The organism is Peribacillus sp. NPDC096379, assembly GCF_044762875.1.
GTDB lineage: Bacteria > Bacillota > Bacilli > Bacillales > DSM-1321 > Peribacillus.
The window spans coordinates 12,211-31,430 of record NZ_JBIWFD010000006.1; the positions used below are offsets into that span (position 1 = coordinate 12,211).

23 protein-coding genes are annotated in these 19,220 nt (G+C 37.9%); 22 read left to right on the plus strand and 1 reads right to left on the minus strand.

All coding sequences use genetic code 11. The features are described from left to right. Positions 1 to 42 precede the first annotated feature (42 nt). The 11 genes from rpmH to ACIQZI_RS20815 all read left to right on the plus strand — a co-directional run bounded on the left by rpmH (position 43) and on the right by ACIQZI_RS20815 (position 10,608). Positions 43 to 177 carry a 50S ribosomal protein L34 gene (gene rpmH, locus ACIQZI_RS20765; protein WP_034302547.1) on the plus strand — a complete coding sequence of 45 codons (135 nt, stop codon included), beginning with the start codon at positions 43 to 45 and terminating at the stop codon, positions 175 to 177. A gap of 81 nt (positions 178 to 258) precedes the next feature. Beyond that, a complete protein-coding gene (gene rnpA, locus ACIQZI_RS20770) occupies positions 259 to 636 on the plus strand; it encodes a ribonuclease P protein component (RefSeq protein WP_062186633.1) in 378 nt (125 codons plus the stop codon). A 175-nt stretch (positions 637 to 811) separates the two neighbouring features. Next, positions 812 to 1,600: a YidC family membrane integrase SpoIIIJ gene (spoIIIJ, locus tag ACIQZI_RS20775; RefSeq protein WP_062186631.1), complete on the plus strand. Its 789-nt coding sequence runs from the start codon at positions 812 to 814 to the stop codon at positions 1,598 to 1,600. Beyond that, complete coding sequence (gene jag, locus ACIQZI_RS20780) at positions 1,597 to 2,223, plus strand: RNA-binding cell elongation regulator Jag/EloR (RefSeq protein ID WP_062186629.1); 627 nt, start codon at positions 1,597 to 1,599, stop codon at positions 2,221 to 2,223. The genes spoIIIJ and jag overlap by 4 nt, the downstream gene beginning before the upstream one ends. 523 nt (positions 2,224 to 2,746) lie before the next feature. Further along, positions 2,747 to 4,132 (plus strand): tRNA uridine-5-carboxymethylaminomethyl(34) synthesis GTPase MnmE, encoded by a 1,386-nt coding sequence (mnmE, locus tag ACIQZI_RS20785; protein WP_403076855.1) that lies wholly within the window; start codon positions 2,747 to 2,749, stop codon positions 4,130 to 4,132. Positions 4,133 to 4,153: 21 nt separating this feature from the next. After that, positions 4,154 to 6,043, plus strand: coding sequence for a tRNA uridine-5-carboxymethylaminomethyl(34) synthesis enzyme MnmG (gene mnmG / locus ACIQZI_RS20790; RefSeq protein WP_062186625.1), 1,890 nt, complete (start codon positions 4,154 to 4,156; stop codon positions 6,041 to 6,043). A 24-nt stretch (positions 6,044 to 6,067) separates the two neighbouring features. Further along, positions 6,068 to 6,784 carry a 16S rRNA (guanine(527)-N(7))-methyltransferase RsmG gene (rsmG, locus tag ACIQZI_RS20795; RefSeq protein WP_062186623.1) on the plus strand — a complete coding sequence of 239 codons (717 nt, stop codon included), beginning with the start codon at positions 6,068 to 6,070 and terminating at the stop codon, positions 6,782 to 6,784. A gap of 261 nt (positions 6,785 to 7,045) precedes the next feature. Then, positions 7,046 to 7,909 carry a nucleoid occlusion protein gene (noc, locus tag ACIQZI_RS20800; protein ID WP_403076859.1) on the plus strand — a complete coding sequence of 288 codons (864 nt, stop codon included), beginning with the start codon at positions 7,046 to 7,048 and terminating at the stop codon, positions 7,907 to 7,909. 270 nt (positions 7,910 to 8,179) lie between these two features. Beyond that, positions 8,180 to 8,941: a ParA family protein gene (locus tag ACIQZI_RS20805; protein WP_403076861.1), complete on the plus strand. Its 762-nt coding sequence runs from the start codon at positions 8,180 to 8,182 to the stop codon at positions 8,939 to 8,941. Then, positions 8,934 to 9,797, plus strand: a complete 864-nt coding sequence (locus ACIQZI_RS20810; protein WP_403076863.1) for a ParB/RepB/Spo0J family partition protein — start codon at positions 8,934 to 8,936, stop codon at positions 9,795 to 9,797. The genes ACIQZI_RS20805 and ACIQZI_RS20810 overlap by 8 nt, the downstream gene beginning before the upstream one ends. Positions 9,798 to 9,891: 94 nt before the next feature. Further along, a complete protein-coding gene (locus tag ACIQZI_RS20815; RefSeq protein ID WP_062186614.1) occupies positions 9,892 to 10,608 on the plus strand; it encodes a DUF554 domain-containing protein in 717 nt (238 codons plus the stop codon). Positions 10,609 to 10,702: 94 nt separating this feature from the next. Here the strand turns inward: ACIQZI_RS20815 and yyaC are convergent, their stop codons facing one another. Beyond that, the gene (yyaC, locus tag ACIQZI_RS20820) at positions 10,703 to 11,329 is read right to left on the minus strand and encodes a spore protease YyaC (RefSeq protein WP_062186612.1); all 627 of its coding nucleotides are present in this window, start codon (positions 11,327 to 11,329) and stop codon (positions 10,703 to 10,705) included. Between the two features lie 421 nt (positions 11,330 to 11,750). On the opposite strand from yyaC, the gene ACIQZI_RS20825 reads away from it, so the two are divergent. The 11 genes from ACIQZI_RS20825 to rplI all read left to right on the plus strand — a co-directional run bounded on the left by ACIQZI_RS20825 (position 11,751) and on the right by rplI (position 19,111). Then, positions 11,751 to 12,476, plus strand: coding sequence for a mechanosensitive ion channel family protein (locus tag ACIQZI_RS20825; RefSeq protein WP_403076866.1), 726 nt, complete (start codon positions 11,751 to 11,753; stop codon positions 12,474 to 12,476). A 33-nt stretch (positions 12,477 to 12,509) separates the two neighbouring features. Then, on the plus strand, positions 12,510 to 12,710 hold the full coding sequence (locus tag ACIQZI_RS20830) for a DUF951 domain-containing protein (RefSeq protein ID WP_062186610.1): 201 nt from the start codon (positions 12,510 to 12,512) through the stop codon (positions 12,708 to 12,710). A gap of 223 nt (positions 12,711 to 12,933) precedes the next feature. Next, entirely contained in the window at positions 12,934 to 14,034 is a 1,101-nt protein-coding gene (gene ychF / locus ACIQZI_RS20835; RefSeq protein ID WP_403076869.1) for a redox-regulated ATPase YchF, read from the plus strand. A 258-nt stretch (positions 14,035 to 14,292) separates the two neighbouring features. Beyond that, complete coding sequence (rpsF, locus tag ACIQZI_RS20840) at positions 14,293 to 14,580, plus strand: 30S ribosomal protein S6 (RefSeq protein WP_062186606.1); 288 nt, start codon at positions 14,293 to 14,295, stop codon at positions 14,578 to 14,580. A gap of 43 nt (positions 14,581 to 14,623) precedes the next feature. Then, entirely contained in the window at positions 14,624 to 15,151 is a 528-nt protein-coding gene (gene ssb / locus ACIQZI_RS20845; protein ID WP_403076873.1) for a single-stranded DNA-binding protein, read from the plus strand. Between the two features lie 44 nt (positions 15,152 to 15,195). Beyond that, a complete protein-coding gene (gene rpsR / locus ACIQZI_RS20850; RefSeq protein WP_049683486.1) occupies positions 15,196 to 15,435 on the plus strand; it encodes a 30S ribosomal protein S18 in 240 nt (79 codons plus the stop codon). A 330-nt stretch (positions 15,436 to 15,765) separates the two neighbouring features. Further along, positions 15,766 to 16,065: a DUF2232 domain-containing protein gene (locus ACIQZI_RS20855; RefSeq protein ID WP_403076878.1), complete on the plus strand. Its 300-nt coding sequence runs from the start codon at positions 15,766 to 15,768 to the stop codon at positions 16,063 to 16,065. A gap of 2 nt (positions 16,066 to 16,067) precedes the next feature. Continuing rightward, positions 16,068 to 16,361 carry a DUF2232 domain-containing protein gene (locus ACIQZI_RS20860; protein ID WP_403076881.1) on the plus strand — a complete coding sequence of 98 codons (294 nt, stop codon included), beginning with the start codon at positions 16,068 to 16,070 and terminating at the stop codon, positions 16,359 to 16,361. A gap of 76 nt (positions 16,362 to 16,437) precedes the next feature. Then, a complete protein-coding gene (locus ACIQZI_RS20865) occupies positions 16,438 to 16,635 on the plus strand; it encodes a DUF2232 domain-containing protein (RefSeq protein WP_403077146.1) in 198 nt (65 codons plus the stop codon). A gap of 56 nt (positions 16,636 to 16,691) precedes the next feature. Next, positions 16,692 to 18,665, plus strand: a complete 1,974-nt coding sequence (locus tag ACIQZI_RS20870; RefSeq protein ID WP_403076885.1) for a DHH family phosphoesterase — start codon at positions 16,692 to 16,694, stop codon at positions 18,663 to 18,665. Then, the gene (gene rplI, locus ACIQZI_RS20875) at positions 18,662 to 19,111 is read left to right on the plus strand and encodes a 50S ribosomal protein L9 (RefSeq protein ID WP_062186597.1); all 450 of its coding nucleotides are present in this window, start codon (positions 18,662 to 18,664) and stop codon (positions 19,109 to 19,111) included. Before ACIQZI_RS20870 ends, rplI begins: the two co-directional genes overlap by 4 nt. The last annotated feature ends 109 nt before the right edge of the window (positions 19,112 to 19,220 follow it).

The following is a 19,220-nucleotide window of genomic DNA, read 5'->3' on the forward strand; positions in this document are numbered from 1 at the left end:
CTAGACTGTCTTAACTGTTATTCCTCAGGGAGGTGTCATATAATGAAACGCACATATCAACCAAAAAAACGTAAACACAGTAAAGTTCACGGTTTCCGTAGCCGTATGAGTTCTAAAACTGGACGTAGAGTGTTAGCTGCACGTCGCCGTAAGGGCAGAAAAGTATTATCTGCATAGACCACTGATAAGTCTCAGTGGTCTTTTTTTTCCATATATGACGTATTAAGACCCCAATTCAGTTTATTGAAGGTGTAAAGAATGAAAAAAAAGCTAAGGATAAAAAAGAATGATGAATTCCAACTTGTGTTTCAAAAGGGAGAGTCATTCGGAAATAGACAATTTATTGTCTATGTCCTTGATAAGCCCAGCCAAGATTTCTTTCGAATTGGCCTTTCCGTAAGCAAGAAAATTGGAAATGCCGTCGTCCGAAATCAAATAAAGAGGTACATTCGACAATCTTTTCTTGAATTGAAGGATGACATCAAAGAGGGAAAGGATTATGTGATTATTGCTCGTAAACCAGCGGCAACAATGGATTTATTTGAAGTGAAAAGCAGTCTAATCCATGTCTTAAAAAGAGCCAAATCGCTTAATTTCAATAAAAGCAAAACTTCCACGTATAAACCATCACGATAAGAATTTTTCAAATTGAAATATAATACATAGTAAATATTGGTGTAATCAGGTATTTTATATGTATAGACAAACATGAATCAGCTATAGCTATCATAATGTTTGGAGAAAATGAAGAAGACTAAAAAAGTGTTCAAGGTAAAGCTAGAATTTTTTTGCTGACAGGAGGAAAAGGCGGTTGAAGAAACAAATAGTACTCATGATTGGACTTGCTTCGTTAATGATGCTTCTAACTGGTTGTACGGAAGTGGGCGAACCAATTACTAAAGAGAGCACAGGTATTTGGAATTCATACATTGTTTATCCATTATCATGGCTTATCATTACGATATCTGAATTGCTAGGAAATAACTTTGGCTTGGGAATTATTGTAGTAACATTGCTTGTTCGCTTTGTTCTATTACCGTTGATGATTAAACAAACGAAAAATTCAAAAGCTATGCAAGCTTTACAGCCGGAAATGAAACAACTTAAGGACAAATATCCATCAAAAGATGCAGCAACTCAACAAAAATTGCAACAAGAAACAATGGCTCTATTTACAAAATATAACGTAAACCCATTGGCTGGTTGTTTTCCGTTAATTGTTCAGATGCCAATCTTAATCGGTTTTTATCATGCGATTAGTCGTACACGAGAAATTGCGGAACACAACTTTTTATGGTTTGACTTAGGGAGCCCGGATCCCATTTATGTATTGCCAATCGTTGCTGGTATCACAACATTTATCCAACAAAAAATTACAATGGTGGGCATGACCTCGAATCCTCAGATGGCTACACAAATGACAATGATGTTATATATCATGCCGGTCATGATTATGATTTTTGCATTTAACTTCCCTGCTGCTCTTGCTCTATACTGGGTTGTTGGTAATATATTTATGATTATCCAAACCTGGATTATTAAAGGACCGGATATGAAAAAGGTAGCTGCGGAAAGTGCGGGAGGAGCAAAGAAAAAGTGAAACTAATAACTGCTATAGGACAAAATGTCGAAGAAGCAGTAGAATCAGCTTTAGCTCAACTTAACACCACTAGAGAAAATGTAGAAATTGAAGTTATAGATGAAGGAAAAAAGGGTTTTCTTGGTCTAATTGGAAATCGAAAAGCGATCGTTAAGGTAACGATTATACCGGACGCTGTTGAAGAAGCACTACTTTTTTTAAAAAGTGTGTGCAGGAAAATGGGCGTGGAATCGGATATTTCAGTGAAACGAGAAGGAAAACAAGCATTATTTCAATTATCGGGTGACAAGATTGCACTGCTAATTGGAAAAAGAGGACAAACATTGAATTCTCTTCAATACTTAGTTCAACTGGTAGCCAACCGTTACTCAAAGCAATATGTAACGGTGTTACTTGATGCCGAGGACTATCGTTTTCGCAGGAATGAAACACTGACCCAATTAGCAAAAAGAATGGCTAGTAAAGCCTTAAAAACAAGAAAAAGCATTAGCTTAGAACCTATGCCTTCATATGAGCGAAAGGTGATTCATACAGCTTTAATGAATTACCCTAAAATCAAGACTACATCAAGTGGGGCCGAACCGTATCGTCATTTAATTATTTCGCCAATTGAAAGAAGTTGATCTATTTAAGTAGATCTTCTTCTTTTTTTGTCGATTTTTAATCGAGTAATTAAGATTGAATAAAGTGAAACTTCCATTTGATTATCATATGCTAGGCTTTTAGGTTAAACAAGACATTTGTACCTTCTTATTTAACGTGCTTTAGGGGGAATATTTTATGGAAAGTTCTACTTTTTTGCTTGAGGATGCTTGAGATGTTGTTATTCACATGTGGATAAGTTAAAATTAAATATAGGTTTTTCGATTGTGGATAAACCTTTTTGGAAATAGCTATCCACTTTTTTTCACATCAGGACTATGATATTGTAGTACTTCGGATGATAGAACGTTTCGTGTAACAAGTAAAGATTTATCCGATATGTATCCCGGCTTAACAAATAGAAGTTTCACTTTATCGATTTGATAGAAGAGTAACGATTGTACAGCGGATTTTCTGGAATTTGCATGTGCTCAGGTTACTAGTTGTGTACTCTTTTCTTATATATTTATATTTTATATTGAAATTCTTAAAGAAGGTGAAGAAATGGAATTCGATACGATTACAGCGATTTCGACACCTATGGGTGAAGGTGCAATTGCAATCGTCCGGTTAAGTGGTGATGAGGCGTTTGCAATTGCTGACCGAATTTATAAAGGCCCGCAAGGAAAACGACTTATAGATGCTACTTCCCACACCATTCATTATGGACATTTGGTTCAACCTAAAACAGAGGATATCGTGGAAGAGGTCATGATATCCGTGATGCGTGGACCGAAGACATTCACACGCGAGGATGTTGTAGAAATTAACTGCCACGGTGGCATCGTTTCAGTTAACCGAGTTCTTCAGCTTGTTCTATCGCAAGGAGCGAGACTTGCTGAGCCAGGGGAATTTACGAAACGTGCCTTTTTGAACGGAAGAATTGACCTTTCACAGGCAGAAGCAGTGATGGATTTGATTCGTGCCAAAACGGACAAAGCAATGAATGTGGCGTTAGGACAAATGGAAGGAAGACTGTCACAGCTGATACGCAAGCTACGTCAGGAGATTTTAGAAACGCTCGCACAAGTTGAGGTCAATATAGATTATCCAGAATATGATGATGTTGAGGAAATGACACATCGTATGTTTTTGGAAAAAGCAAGTCTGGTTAAAGTAGAATTAGAGAAGTTATTGCGTACTTCACAACAAGGGAAGATTTTACGTGATGGACTATCGACTGTTATTATCGGACGTCCAAATGTCGGGAAATCATCATTGTTGAATAGCTTAGTTCAAGAGAATAAGGCAATTGTAACGGATATTCCAGGAACAACTCGTGATGTAATTGAAGAATACGTAAATGTTCGCGGCGTTCCATTGCGCCTTCTGGATACAGCAGGGATTCGAGAGACGGAAGATATCGTTGAAAGAATTGGCGTAGAACGGTCCAGAGCGGTCTTAAAAGAAGCTGATTTAATTTTACTCGTTTTAAATTATGCAGATCATTTAACGATTGAAGATGAGAAATTATTTGAAGCAGTTAGTGGCATGGATGTTATTGTAATCGTCAATAAAACAGATTTGCCTAAAAAGATAAATTTAAATCGTGTAAAAGAGCTTACAGGCGAGCATCGACTTGTTACCACTTCTTTGTTAGAAGACCAAGGTGTGGATGAACTTGAAGAAGCGATTGCCTCTTTATTTTTTGCTGGCACATTGGAGACAGGCGATTTAACATATGTATCTAACTCACGACATATTGCACTTCTTGGACAAGCATTAAAATCTGTAGAGGATGCAGTTTGGGCGATAGAATCAGGCACGCCAGTCGATTTAGTACAAATTGATTTCACGAAAGCATGGGAATTACTAGGGGAAATCATTGGAGACAGCGTGCATGAAGGATTAATTAATCAATTATTTTCTCAGTTTTGTTTAGGGAAATAATGAAGTAAGGAGTGAAACTGGATGCAATATGAAGCAGGAAACTATGATGTGATTGTCATTGGCGCTGGACATGCAGGAAGTGAGGCAGGCCTTGCAGCAGCTCGTGTTGGAGCAAAAACGCTAATGATTACGATCAATTTGGATATGGTTGCCTTTATGCCATGTAATCCTTCAGTTGGGGGCCCGGCAAAGGGAATTGTCGTCAGGGAAATTGACGCCTTAGGCGGCGAAATGGGAAAAAATATTGATAAAACGCATATTCAGATGAGAATGTTGAATACAGGAAAAGGGCCAGCTGTACGTGCTTTACGCGCGCAGGCAGATAAGACCTTATATCAACAGGAAATGAAGAATACAATTGAAAATGAACCAAATCTAACGTTAATTCAAGGAATGGTTGAGCGGCTTATCATTGAAGATGATGTATGTAAAGGAGTTATCACGCAAACTGGTGCTGTTTATCATGCAAAAACAGTTGTTATTACAACAGGAACGTTCCTTCGTGGAGAAATCATTCTTGGTGAATTGAAATATTCAAGCGGCCCGAATAACCAACAGCCATCTATTCGATTGTCCGAACATTTAGAGGAAATTGGATTCGACTTAGTTCGATTTAAAACAGGCACCCCCCCGCGAATTAACAGTCATTCGATTGATTATAGTAAAACAGAAATTCAGCCTGGTGACGATGTTCCGCGAGCATTTTCTTATGAAACAACAAAATTTATTACAGATCAATTACCATGTTGGCTAACGTATACGAATGAAGGGACCCATCAGATTATTGATGAAAATTTACACCGTTCTCCTATGTATTCAGGGATGATTAAAGGTACTGGTCCACGTTATTGTCCTTCTATTGAAGATAAAGTGGTTCGTTTCAATGATAAACCACGCCACCAAATTTTCTTGGAACCTGAAGGAAGAAATACACAAGAAGTCTATGTACAGGGCCTATCGACAAGTCTGCCAGAAGACGTACAGAGAAGACTTCTAGCAAGTATTCCTGGATTAGAAAAAGCAGAATTGATGCGTGCAGGATATGCAATCGAATATGATGCAATTGTTCCGACACAGCTATGGCCTACATTAGAAACAAAAAAAGTAAAAAACCTATATACAGCAGGGCAAATTAATGGAACATCTGGCTATGAGGAAGCGGCTGGACAAGGATTAATGGCGGGAATCAATGCTGGCTTAAAAGCACTGGAAAAAGAAGAGTTAATTTTAAGCCGTTCTGATGCCTATATCGGAGTATTGATTGATGACCTTGTGACAAAAGGAACGAGCGAGCCATATCGCCTGCTTACGTCTCGTGCTGAATATCGCCTCCTTTTACGCCATGACAATGCTGATTTGCGTTTAACTGAAATTGGGCATGCGATTGGAATGATTAAAGAAGATCGCTATCAACGTTTCTTATTGAAAAAAGCAGCAGTTGAAGAAGAAAAGGAACGTCTGCAAACCTTATTTATCAAACCTACTCAACAAGTACAGCAAGTAATTGTTGAACATGGTGGAAGTGAATTAAAAGATGGGATTCGAGCTGCTGATTTATTGAAACGACCGGAAATGAGTTATGAACAAATTCAACAGCTTGCTCCAAGTGAAATACTTTTGGACACCGAAGTGAAAGAGCAGGTAGAAATCCAAATTAAATATGAAGGATATATTGAAAAATCACTTCAGCAAGTAGACCGTTTGAAAAAAATGGAGAATAAAAAAATCCCAGAAAATATTGATTATGATGCTATCAGTGGCTTGGCTACTGAGGCACGTCACAAATTAAAACAAGTCCATCCACTATCAGTGGCACAAGCTTCGCGAATTTCAGGTGTTAACCCTGCAGATGTATCGATTTTACTTGTTTATTTAGAACAAGGAAAAATTGCTCGTATTCCTCAAAACTAGATGGATTGAAAAGGATTGAAGCCTATGAATATCGAACAATTTCAAGCTGAGCTGAAAGAGAAAGGCATTGTACTTTCTCCTCTACAGCTTCAGCAATTTGAAACGTACTACGAACTATTAGTTGAGTGGAACGAAAAAATGAATTTAACAGCCATAACAAATAAAGAAGAAGTATATTTAAAGCATTTTTATGATTCCATTAGTGCTTCATTTTACTTTGATTTTACTAAGCCATATAAAATCTGTGATGTAGGAGCGGGCGCAGGTTTTCCTAGCATCCCATTAAAAATCTGTTTTCCAGAGTTACATATTTCCATTGTAGATTCTCTTAATAAACGAATTTCCTTCCTTGAGCACTTAGCTAAAACCCTGAATCTTTCACATACTCACTTTTATCACGATCGTGCTGAAACGTTTGCGCAAAAACAAGAGCATCGTGAAACTTATGATATTGTTATGGCAAGAGCCGTTGCACGAATGTCCGTTTTGAGTGAGCTTTGCTTGCCGCTCGTTAAACAAAACGGTACATTTATTGCTATGAAGGCTGCCAGTACAAATGATGAATTGGATACAGGGAAGAAAGCGATCTCTACATTAGGTGGCAAAGTAGGAGAAATTCATAGCTTTTTGCTACCAGAAGAACTTAGTGAGAGAACAATTATCACAATTAGTAAGGTGAAAACAACGCCTAAAAAGTATCCACGTAAGCCAGGTACACCGAATAAAATGCCAATTGAGTAGAGTGTACCATGCTTCAATTTAGTGGAATGAATTAAATGCAGTACGTAATTAGGATACTCGCGTGTTTCTAGCTGTGAGGCTAATGATGTGCATGTCATCTTTTCACGAAATTAAACGATGTTGTCTCAGGAAGGGTCTGTCTCTTTCGTTAAGGGGCAGATCCTTGTACATTTCGAGTAAATATGTGTGGATATTTAGAAGGACTTGTCATTTTTATAGAGAATATGATAAATGGGAGCTTTTTAAAGGTGGTGTAGGGAAATGAAGCATCCTTTTTCGCGGTTCTTTGGGTTAGGCGAAAAAGAAGAAGAGCAAGAGCAAATAGATATGGAGACACCTAGCAGGAATGAAGAAATAAAAAAAATTGCCATTTCTGATATAGTACCAAACCGCTATCAACCAAGAACGGTTTTTAATGAAAACAAAATTGCAGAATTGGCCCAGACTATTCATACACATGGTATCATTCAACCAATTGTTGTCAGGGAATACGAACAAGGCAAGTTTGAAATCATTGCAGGTGAACGCAGATTCCGAGCTATGCAGAAACTTGGTTGGGAAACGGCACCAGCAATTGTTAAAGATTTCAATGATACAGAGACGGCATCAGTCGCACTAATAGAGAATTTACAAAGGGAAGAGCTTACGCCAATTGAAGAGGCTCTCGCTTATGGTAAACTATTGGAACTTCATCAACTTACACAAGAAGCACTTGCACAAAGGCTGGGGATTGGTCAATCTACAGTGGCAAATAAGTTAAGGTTATTGAAGTTGCCTCAAGAAGTGCAAGAAGCCATTTTGCAAAAACAGATAACCGAGAGACATGCTCGCTCATTAATTCCTTTGAAAGATTCAGAAAAACAAGTCAAACTTCTTGCAGAAATTATTGAGAAGAATTGGAATGTGAAGCAAACAGAAGAGCGGGTTGTGAAATTGCTCAGCAGCTTAGATAGAAAACCGAAACCGAAGCGAAAGGCTTTCAGTAAAGATATGCGCATTGCTCTCAACACTATTAGACAGTCTCTTACAATGGTAACCGATAATGGAATAAATCTTGATTCAGAGGAAGAGGAATTCGAGGAATATTATCAATTTACGATAAAAATTCCAAAGAAGAAATCATAATCTTATAAAGTTACTGCTTGGTAGTCCTTGATTACCAAGCCTTTTTGCTATAGCTGACCAACATGTTTACTAGTCTGAGTTACTTGAAGTATTCTTTTTTACTTTGATTTTGAGAAAAGAAATAAAAGTCTCCCTTTTCATGATAAAATAGAATAGGTTAATAGACTTTTTTAGTAGTATGATAATTAGAGTCAGAAATTTTTGAATTTGGATATATAGGTATATAAGAGATAGATAAAAGATGAAAATGTGTCGAAAGTAGGTGACATCATGGGAAAGATTCTTGCGATTGCCAATCAAAAGGGCGGAGTTGGTAAAACAACGACCTCAGTAAATCTAGGCGCTTGTTTAGCATACATTGGGAAAAAGGTATTATTAGTGGATATTGACCCTCAAGGAAATGCAACGAGTGGAGTGGGCATTGACAAGTCGGATGTTGAACAATGTATATATGATATTCTGGTCGATGATGTAGAGGCAAACGTAGTGATTAAAGAGACAAAAGTTGAGAATCTATTTACGATTCCTGCTACGATTCAACTTGCAGGGGCAGAAATAGAATTGGTGCCGACCATTTCAAGAGAGGTCCGTTTAAAAAGAGCACTTGAAGAAGTTAAAGATCAATATGATTATGTAATCATTGATTGTCCACCATCATTAGGATTGCTTACGCTGAATTCATTTACTGCAGCAGATGCTGTATTGATTCCTGTTCAATGTGAGTATTATGCATTAGAAGGACTTAGTCAACTGTTGAACACCATTCGCCTCGTTCAAAAGCACTTGAATCAATCCTTGAAAATTGAAGGAGTGTTGCTGACTATGCTTGATGCTCGGACAAATTTAGGCTTACAAGTAATCGAGGAAGTGAAAAAATACTTCCAAGATAAGGTGTATCGAACCATTATTCCCAGAAATGTCAGATTAAGCGAGGCACCGAGCCACGGAGAACCCATTATTATCTATGATCCTAAATCAAAAGGAGCAGAGGTTTATTTAGACCTGGCAAAGGAAGTGATAGCAAATGGCTAAGGGACTTGGTAAAGGAATCAATGCATTATTCACAAATCTTGAAGCAGGGAAAGAGGACGCTGTTATAGAGGTAAATATAAAGGAATTACGCCCGAATCCTTACCAGCCGCGAAAGGTATTCCGGAAAGAGAAACTTGCGGAATTAACACAATCCATTGAACTGCATGGAATTCTTCAGCCTATCATCGCTAGAGAAAGTATTAAGGGCTACGAAATCGTTGTTGGTGAAAGGCGTTTTCGAGCAGCAAAGGAAGCGGGTTTGAAGACCGTCCCTGTCGTTGTTAGAACGCTTGATGAAACCCAAATGATGGAGTTGGCTATTTTAGAAAACCTTCAACGTGAAGATTTAAACCCAATCGAAGAAGCTTCGGCCTATCAGAAACTACTAGAAAGGCAGGGGGTTACTCAGGAGGAATTAGCGAAACGCTTAGGAAAAAGCCGCCCTCATGTTGCGAATCATATTAGACTACTCTCATTGCCTATAGAGATTCAAACCTACATTTCCGATGGGAAAATATCAATGGGGCACGGCCGGGCGTTGCTTTCATTGAAGAATAAGGCTGCTATACAATTTGTAGTTGATAAAGTACTGAAGGATGAAATGAATGTTCGTCAATTAGAACAATACATCCAAGAATATAATCAAGAAGTTCCACGTGAAACAGTAAGTAAAAAGGGGCAAGAGAAAAAAGACATTTTTATCAAAGAGCGTGAATCAGTTTTACGCGAACGATTTGGGACTTCAGTAACGATAAAACAAAGTAAGAAAAAAGGTAAAATTGAAATTGAGTTTTACTCCCGTGAAGACCTTGAACGGATTTTGGAATTGATTCAACAAGAAGATTTATCCTCATAAAGAAGGGGAGAGTTCACGTAACTCACCCTTCCTTATGTTAAGGACAAATATCAGTTTTTTTCTTTATATACTATCATAGATAAAGGTGAGCACGTTGGTGTTAGTAGGAACATTGGTTAACGGTTTATGTATTATTCTTGGCACGTTACTTGGCAGGTTTCTTAAAAATATTCCCGAAAGTATGAAACAGACAGTTATGAGTGGGATAGGTCTTGCTGTTGTAGTACTTGGGTTACAAATGGGTTTTAAAAGTCAGCAATTCCTTATTGTTATATTGAGCTTAGTCCTAGGGGCCGTGATCGGTGAATGGATTGACTTGGATGCTAAGTTAAACGCCTTGGGGAATTGGCTAGAAAAAAAGTTGGGAGGATCGAAGGAAGGAGATTCAATTGCACAAGGCTTTGTGACAGCAACTCTCATTTTCCTTATTGGAGCTATGGCCGTTATTGGCGCGCTAGATAGTGGAATTAGACATGATCATGATGTGTTATATACAAAAGCAATCATTGATGGTTTCACTGCCATTATTTTAGCAAGTACACTTGGAATTGGTGTTATTTTCTCTAGTGTTCCTGTCATGCTCTATCAAGGGATTATCGCTCTCTTTGCAACGCAAATTGATAAGTGGGTTCCTGCTGCTTATTTGGATGCCTTCATTTCGGAAATGACGGCAACTGGAGGCGTTATGATTTTTGCGATTGGTTTAAATATAATGGGGGTTACGAAAATTCGCGTCGCCAACCTTTTACCCGGCATATTGGTAGTAGCTGTACTTACATTCGTCTTTTATTATTTTGAAATATCATTATAAGAAAGGCGAAGCTATCGTATTTTAAAGAGTGAAATAACAATATTGCTTAACAGAGCTAATTCCAAAAAAGAAGGGAATGAACTTTTCCCTTCCCTTACATACTTTTCTCCTGATCTAACAAGAAGTTAAAGTTTCTAATTGTTGTTTGTTTAGACGCAAATTGGTTGCTGGCAAAGTAAATGCCATCGGCAATCGTTTTTGCCATCTTTAAGACAAGACTTAGACGAGTGTTTTGTAAAACCATGAATTCCATAAATCCGCTCACATTCACAATCCCAGTAATATGGGCATCTCCCACAGATGGAAGATCCTTATTAACCCCAGCTCCCGGTTTAACGGGACCTTCACCTACTTGCACAATTCCCACACTTTTCAAACGACCAAGACAAGCATCAATCCCTATGATGAATGGATTATCGTGTTTCGTCTTAATGACTGCAAGCTGTTCAGTTAAGTTCATCGCATGTATGGGTTCTTCTAGCGTTCCATAAACAAAGAATGGAGAAAGGGTTGCTTTTTCTAATAATAAAGTTCCGACTAGTGGACCGAGAGAATCTCCCGTGGATCGATCTGTTCCAATGCAAACGATAACGATAGCTTGCCCGTTAGCAGGAAGTAATGAAATTATTTCCTGAGAAACTCTTCGTGATGCATCTATCTCATCATGTAAAATCCGGCTCATCCCATTTTTATTATCAAATAAACTAGATTTCAGGTTCATCGGCTCCACTCCTCTGTAATAGTACTAACAGTATACGGAAAAAAAGGAAATGGTATACGTGAAGGTGGGGAAAGAAATCTTTAAAAAGAGATTATAGTTTGGAGACTTATTGAAAATGGTATAATACCATCATTGGTTATATTCAAAGAAATACTTTATTATTCATTTTATCCTGCATTAACGGGCAGTACCCCCCCTGATTGAAGTTTCATTTTATTTATATCCAAAGATTTTATCTAAGAGACTAAGACGATTAGTAGAATCATTTTAATTAGAAAAAAATACTTGTTGGTTGGTGATTTGTTTGACGTTTTCAAGTAAGATGTTAGAAAGATTTGTGGGAAAATTTTCCTCGGAAGAGACATGGCTTATAATTGGTGAGAGCTTATTGCAAATTTTAATTATTTTCGTTTTATCTCGTATGGTTATTAAGATTGGGAAAGGTATTATTTCTAAGTTTTTCTTAATGCGCGCGAAAAGTCCATTACGTGTGTCAGAACGTCGAGATGCTACTTTATTAAGATTATTAAAAAACGTGCTTACTTATACCGTTAATTTTATTGCCATTATTATGATCTTAGAAGCAGTAAACATTGAAGTCAAAGCATTGTTGGCTGGAGCAGGAATTGTCGGATTAGCCGTTGGTTTCGGTGCACAAAGCTTAGTGAAAGATGTAATTATGGGTTTCTTTATTATATTTGAAGATCAATTTTCGGTGGGTGACCAAATAAAGATTAAGGATTATGAAGGAGAAGTAGTGGAAATTGGATTGAGGACAACTAAAATTAAAAGCTCAATCGGACAACTATTTGTGATTCCAAATGGAAGCATCCTCGAAGTGACTAATTTCTCCATTCTAAATAGTGTTGCTGTTGTTGATCTTACGCTTCCATATGACGGAGATATTGAGCGTGCAGAAAGAACGATTTCCCATATGCTTGAATTATTACCTGCTAAATACAAAGAAATTGTGAAAACACCTCAAGTGTTAGGAATTCAGTCACTGAACCCAAGTGATGTAGTACTGAGAATTACAGCTGAAACCATTCCAATGCAGCACTACTTTATAGGCAGGGTGTTACGAAAGGAAATAAAAAATTGTATTGATGAAAACCATCTAACAGTCACAGTCCAAGAAGAGTCGTAATCTACAAATTGTCAGAGAAAAGGATGAGGAAAAGTGGAAGAGAAATTATTTGGCCTTAATGATATAGTTGAGATGAAAAAGCCCCATCCATGTGGGGTGAACAGCTGGAAAATCATTCGTTTAGGTATGGATATCCGCATTAAATGTGAAGGATGCGGACATAGTGTCATTTTGCCAAGACGTGAATTTACCCGTAAAATGAAAAAAGTATTGAAGAAGCACGAGGAAGAGTAAGAGCTGGCTTTCGGTAAAAATGACGTCGAAGTGACGATTATGATGCTTGAGGAATCGAAGAAGCGTGGGTCGGGGATGAACCCTCCCACTGATTGAAGTTTCATTTTATTTCCTTGTCTTTTTCATGCCCACTATCTATAATTGTGAAAGGTTTAACTATACATCTATAAATTCAATATTTATTTGATATAAAAGGTAATTCATAAGAGGAGTGAAAGAAAATATGGCTTTAACAGCAGGTATTGTCGGTTTGCCGAATGTTGGTAAATCTACATTGTTTAATGCAATAACACAGGCTGGTGCAGAATCCGCCAACTACCCATTCTGTACGATTGATCCGAACGTAGGCATCGTAGAAGTACCGGATCATCGCCTTCAAAAATTAACTGAATTGGTACAACCGAAAAAAACAGTTCCGACAGCATTTGAATTCACAGATATTGCTGGAATTGTAAAGGGTGCTAGTAAAGGTGAAGGATTAGGAAATAAGTTCTTATCACATATCCGCCAAGTGGATGCAATCTGCCAAGTTGTACGCTGTTTCGCAGATGATAATATCACACATGTTTCAGGTAAAGTAGATCCGATTGACGATATTGAGGTTATTAATCTTGAATTGATTCTTGCTGACCTTGAATCTGTTGATAAACGCATTGAACGTGTTGGCAAAATGGCGAAGCAAAAAGACAAAGACGCAATGTTTGAGCATGAAATTCTAGTTGCTTTGAAGGAAGCTTTAGAAGCAGAAAGGTCAGCTCGTACGGTTGAATTTTCAGATGAACAGTTAAAAGTCGTAAAAGGCATGCATTTACTGACAGCAAAACCGATGTTATATGTCGCAAACGTGAGTGAGGATGAAGTTGCCAACGCTAATGATAACGAGTACGTTCAACAGGTACGCGATTACGCTGCGAAAGAAAATGCAGAGGTCATTGTCATTTGTGCAAAAATAGAAGAAGAAATTTCTGAACTTGATGGAGAAGAAAAGGAAATGTTCTTATCCGAGCTTGGCATTGAAGAGTCTGGTCTTGATCAATTAATTCGTGCTTCATACAATTTACTTGGACTTGCTACGTACTTTACAGCAGGTGTACAAGAAGTTCGTGCATGGACATTCCGTAAAGGCATGAAGGCGCCACAATGTGCGGGCGTTATTCATACAGACTTTGAACGTGGCTTTATTCGCGCTGAAACGGTATCATATGAGGATCTTTTGGCAGCGGGAAGTCATTCAGCTGCAAAAGAAGCTGGGAAAGTTCGACTTGAAGGAAAAGAATATATCGTGAATGACGGCGATGTTATTCATTTCCGTTTTAACGTATAAGAAGGTAAGGAGGATGTCTCAGAAGGGTCTGACCTTGCACTTTAAATCAGTATGTAGTGTTTTCATACACGTATCTTATACTGTATTTAATTGTTGCGGGGTTTGGATCCTTTGGGACACCTCTTTTTGTTAGCTCACTTAATCTGCATAGACTCATTGCAATTAATGAACAACTATGCTATAATTTCATCTTGTGAGTAATTATATAATTGCTCCTTGCCCGATAAGGGCCGCTTAGACCAAAAGGAGGTGACAGAGATGAGAAAGTACGAAATTATGTACATCATCCGTCCAAACATTGAGGAAGACGCTAAGAAAGCACTAGTTGAACGTTTCAACACAATCCTTACTGATAATGGTGCGGAAATGACTGAAGCAAAAGAGTGGGGTAAACGCCGCCTAGCTTACGAAATCAATGATTTCCGTGACGGTTACTACATGCTTCTTAAAATCAACGGTGAAACAGCTGCGATTCAAGAATTTGATCGTTTAGCTAAAATCAGCGAAGATATTATCCGCCATATGGTGACTAAAATCGAAGCATAATTTGAAATAAATATAAATTCCCAATTGACAGGGGTTGATTCTGATGATGAATCGCGTAGTTTTAGTAGGTCGCTTAACGAAAGATCCTGAATTACGTTACACACCAAATGGAGTTCCTGTTGCTACTTTTACATTAGCTGTCAATCGAAATTTTTCGAACCAGCAAGGTGAAAGAGAAGCAGACTTCATTAACTGTGTAGTTTGGCGAAAACCGGCAGAAAATGTGGCGAACTTCTTGAAAAAAGGAAGCTTAGCTGGCGTGGATGGACGTGTCCAAACACGTAATTATGAAGGACAAGACGGCAAACGTGTATATGTGACAGAGATTCAAGCTGAGAGCGTTCAATTTCTTGAACCACGAAGCGGTTCAGCGGGTGAAAGAAATGAAGGCGGTTCTTACGGGAATCAAAGAAGTTATAACAATAATAACGGCTTTGATAACAATAATTCGTATGGACAAAATCCAAATCAGAATCAACGGAGCAATAATAACTATACACGCGTAGATGATGACCCATTTGCAAATGACGGTAAAACAATCGACATTTCAGATGATGATCTACCATTTTAAGCGATCGCATGCTTAAGAAATTAAACGAGAAGGAGGAAAAAACAATGGCAATGGGTGGACGTAAAGGACGCGGAAAGCGTAAAAAGGTTTGTTTCTTTACATCAAACGGAATTACTCACATCGACTATAAAGATGTGGATCTTCTTAAAAAATTCATCTCAGAACGCGGTAAAATTTTACCACGTCGTGTAACTGGTACAAGTGCTAAATACCAACGCAAATTAACAATTGCAATTAAACGCTCACGTACTATGGCATTACTACCATATGTATCTGGTGAATAATAACAGTTAAAAACACATTGGGGATTTTCTCTAATGTGTTTTTTGTAAGTGAAAATAAAATAATACTTTAATCCTCACTTTATGAACACGCACTACAAGGAACCCGATACTTCATTCAAGTCGCTGTGACCCCTTATTGAACATAATTGTACATAAATTTAATAAAAGTGGAAGAAACAGAGAGAAAATTTGAAATATAGTACTGCAAACAGCTACAATAATAGAAGGCTTTTCCTCTATTCCATTCTTTACGATTTTGATTGTAATCATAAAATGATTTGAAAAGTTGAAAAACGGAAGAAAGGCAGTAGAAGGCGGAGTAGTATATTATTGTTTTTGGCGATTCAACTTCCCTTCATTGGATCAATCTTATTTTTTATTTTACCGATTCCTTTTATTTTAATAGCGCTTAAACAAAATATGACCTGGGCTTTTGGCTTCTTATTCATTGCTTGTTTACTAACTATGATCTTTGGGACTATTCTGGCATTACCGGTAGCCTTATTAACAGGATTTCCAGGGATTGTAATTGGCTATCATTTGCGGAAAAGTCGCTCAACCATCAAGATATACATTAGTACAGTGCTTGTTTTGTTAGCTTGTATAATCGTGATGTTCGGAGGTTCATGAATGTGAATGTTATTACCGAGAGTATTGGAATGCTGAAAATATCAGTAGACCAATCCAGCGAAATACTCGCTGCATTTGGAAAGTCTCCAACAGATAAGAGCTTAGAAAATATTTATGCTGCAATTGATTTCATAGATACACTAATACCATCTATGTTTGTAATGATTTCGATGATCTCGCCCTTTATCATCCTTTTAGTCGCTCATCCGTTTTTAAAACGATTTAGTGATAAGAAATTGAAATGGCCACCATTTAGAGATCTACAACTTCCGAAAGTATTTTATGGTATTATTTAATTACAATGATTATAGCGATGAATACGAATCCTAATCAAGGTGATTTGGTATTTACCGTAATCTCCAATCTTTATTTATCTTGCAGTTTTTTGTCTTGTTGCAAGGTTTGGCGTTTGTCTTTTTTGGGTCACATAGACAAGGACGGTCAAAGGTCATACTCATAATTATTATTATCCTTTTATTAATGAACCCAGTGTTTCAATTTATCGTTAGATTTTTGGGTATTATCGATTTAGGATTTCCTTTGAGACAAAATAGCGCTAAAAAGAAATAACGTGCATAAAATGATTGAAACGAGCAAAATGTATGATGCTTTTAGGAGCTGAAAATATGCCATCATATTTAAAAAAGTACCAGATCCTATCCCGTTTATATGGATTGCTTTCGGTAGCCATTCTTTTATTGGGAGTCCTCGCATATTACAATTGGTGGGCTGCGGCAATAGGGTTTTTTCTTTTTATTGGGTTGTTCGGCCTTGTCCTGCAAGTGGAATTGCGAAATCGACGTGAAACTGAGGAATATATCTCAACCTTATCGTATCGTTTAAAAAAGGTTGGTGAAGAGGCACTACTCGAAATGCCAATTGGGATTATGCTAATGAATGATGAGTATTATATCGAATGGACGAACCCGTACTTAGCTTCTTGCTTTGATGAAGACTCTTTAACGGGCAGATCGCTGTATGATGTAGCGGAATCGATTGTTCCGTTGGTTAAGCAGGAATTGGAGAGTGATACAATCACTCTTAATAATCGAAAATTCAGGATTGTGCATAAGCCTGAGGAACGGTTGTTGTACTTTTTTGATGTCACAGAACAAATTGAAATTGAAAAGTTGTACGAAGATGAACGAACAGTTATTGCGGTGATTTTCCTCGATAACTATGATGATTTGACTCAGGGAATGGACGATCAACGCAAAAGTAGTTTAAACAGCATGGTTACCTCCTTACTTAATAAATGGGCAAATGATAATGGAGTTTTACTAAAACGGACTTCTTCAGATCGCTTTATTGGAATTTTTAATGAAAGTATTTTACAACAGCTAGAAAAAGGGAAATTTGCTATACTGGATGAAATTCGCGAATCAACTTCGAAACATAATGTACCACTGACATTAAGTATCGGCGTAGGTTCCAGTATATCCTCGTTGCCTGAGTTAGGATCAATTGCTCAATCGAGTCTTGATTTGGCGTTAGGACGCGGTGGTGATCAAGTAGCTATTAAATTGCCGAATGGAAAAGTTAAGTTCTATGGAGGCAAAACGAACCCGATGGAGAAACGCACAAGGGTGCGGGCAAGGGTCATCTCCCATGCATTGAAGGATATTGTTCTTGATAGCGATAAGGTTATTGTAATGGGGCATAAGAGCCCTGATATGGATGCGATTGGTTCAGCTATAGGTATATTAAAGGTTGCACAGACGAACGACCGTGAAGGCTATATCGTAATTGACTTTCAAGATATCGATAAAAGTGTTCAACGATTAATAGAGGAAATCAAAACAACGAAACCTGATTTATATGGACGGTTTATTACACCAGAGGATGCCTCTGACATAATTACGGATGAAACACTCCTAGTCATTGTTGATACCCACAAACCTTCAATGGTCATTGATGAACGATTGTTGAACAGAATGGATCAAGTGGTCGTAATTGACCATCACAGACGTAGTGATGAGTTCATTTCTCATTCTTTGCTCGTTTATATGGAGCCGTATGCTTCATCAACGGCAGAGCTTGTGACTGAGCTACTTGAATATCAGCCGAAGAAAAGCAAGATGGATATGCTGGAGGCCACTTCCCTGCTTGCAGGCATTATCGTCGATACTAAGAGCTTCACCCTTCGCACGGGTTCAAGAACCTTTGATGCGGCATCTTATTTACGTACCCAGGGAGCGGACACAGTACTCGTTCAGAAGTTTTTAAAAGAAGATGTTCATACGTATATTGAGCGTTCGAAGCTCATTGAAACGGTCTCCTTTTATAAGGAGGGCATTGCCATTACAGTTGGTGAGCCTGACGAAAGCCATAATCAAGTATTAATCGCCCAGACCGCTGATACATTGCTTACGATGGACGGAGTCGTTGCTTCTTTTGTCATTGCGAAGCGTTCAGATGACGTGGTTGGTATCAGTGCTCGTTCACTCGGAGATATAAATGTGCAAGTCATTATGGAGATGATTCATGGCGGAGGGCATTTAACTAACGCAGCAGCTCAAGTGACAGGTACGCTTGATGAAGCTGAATCATTATTAAAAGCAGCTATTGATGAATATTTAGAAGGAGGAAAAAGACAATGAAAGTAATCTTTTTAAAAGACGTAAAAGGAAAAGGAAAAAAAGGGGAAGTTAAAAATGTTGCAGATGGCTATGCACATAACTTTCTTTTAAAACAAGGATTAGCTGTTGAAGCGAATAACGCAAACACAAAAACACTTGAAGCTCAAAAAAATAAAGAGGATCAGCTTGCAGCCGAAGAATTGCAGCAAGCAAAAGAATTGAAAGAAACAATCGAAAACCTAACAGTCGAGCTGGAAGCGAAAGCTGGTGAAGGTGGCAGATTATTCGGCTCAATTACAACAAAACAAATTGCTGAAGCACTTCAGAAGAAGCATGGCATCAAGATTGATAAACGAAAGATGGATCTTAATGATGGTATCCGTACTTTAGGCCATACGAAACTACCAGTTAAACTGCACCATGAAGTGGCGGCGACGCTAACGGTTTCAGTAAAAGAAATTAACTAATTTTAGCACTATCATATCGATAAAAAATTGATAAAATAGAGATAGGTAAGAAACATCGATGAGCATCTGATCTAAAACCCAACGGTGAAAAAGGTTAGATTCTCAAATT

What these genes read in the sequence shown, in the direction of transcription:
- ACIQZI_RS20825 (WP_403076866.1), top strand. Translation starts at nt 11,751, where the DNA reads ATGGTTATTAAGATTGGGAAAGGTATTATTTCTAAGTTTTTCTTAATG.
- mnmG (WP_062186625.1), top strand. Translation starts at nt 4,154, where the DNA reads ATGCAATATGAAGCAGGAAACTATGATGTGATTGTCATTGGCGCTGGA.
- rnpA (WP_062186633.1), top strand. Translation starts at nt 259, where the DNA reads ATGAAAAAAAAGCTAAGGATAAAAAAGAATGATGAATTCCAACTTGTG.
- rpsR (WP_049683486.1), top strand. Translation starts at nt 15,196, where the DNA reads ATGGCAATGGGTGGACGTAAAGGACGCGGAAAGCGTAAAAAGGTTTGT.
- noc (WP_403076859.1), top strand. Translation starts at nt 7,046, where the DNA reads ATGAAGCATCCTTTTTCGCGGTTCTTTGGGTTAGGCGAAAAAGAAGAA.
- ychF (WP_403076869.1), top strand. Translation starts at nt 12,934, where the DNA reads ATGGCTTTAACAGCAGGTATTGTCGGTTTGCCGAATGTTGGTAAATCT.
- rpsF (WP_062186606.1), top strand. Translation starts at nt 14,293, where the DNA reads ATGAGAAAGTACGAAATTATGTACATCATCCGTCCAAACATTGAGGAA.
- ACIQZI_RS20870 (WP_403076885.1), top strand. Translation starts at nt 16,692, where the DNA reads ATGCCATCATATTTAAAAAAGTACCAGATCCTATCCCGTTTATATGGA.
- ACIQZI_RS20810 (WP_403076863.1), top strand. Translation starts at nt 8,934, where the DNA reads ATGGCTAAGGGACTTGGTAAAGGAATCAATGCATTATTCACAAATCTT.
- rsmG (WP_062186623.1), top strand. Translation starts at nt 6,068, where the DNA reads ATGAATATCGAACAATTTCAAGCTGAGCTGAAAGAGAAAGGCATTGTA.
- rplI (WP_062186597.1), top strand. Translation starts at nt 18,662, where the DNA reads ATGAAAGTAATCTTTTTAAAAGACGTAAAAGGAAAAGGAAAAAAAGGG.
- ACIQZI_RS20805 (WP_403076861.1), top strand. Translation starts at nt 8,180, where the DNA reads ATGGGAAAGATTCTTGCGATTGCCAATCAAAAGGGCGGAGTTGGTAAA.
- rpmH (WP_034302547.1), top strand. Translation starts at nt 43, where the DNA reads ATGAAACGCACATATCAACCAAAAAAACGTAAACACAGTAAAGTTCAC.
- yyaC (WP_062186612.1), bottom strand. Translation starts at nt 11,329, where the DNA reads ATGAACCTGAAATCTAGTTTATTTGATAATAAAAATGGGATGAGCCGG.
- mnmE (WP_403076855.1), top strand. Translation starts at nt 2,747, where the DNA reads ATGGAATTCGATACGATTACAGCGATTTCGACACCTATGGGTGAAGGT.
- ssb (WP_403076873.1), top strand. Translation starts at nt 14,624, where the DNA reads ATGATGAATCGCGTAGTTTTAGTAGGTCGCTTAACGAAAGATCCTGAA.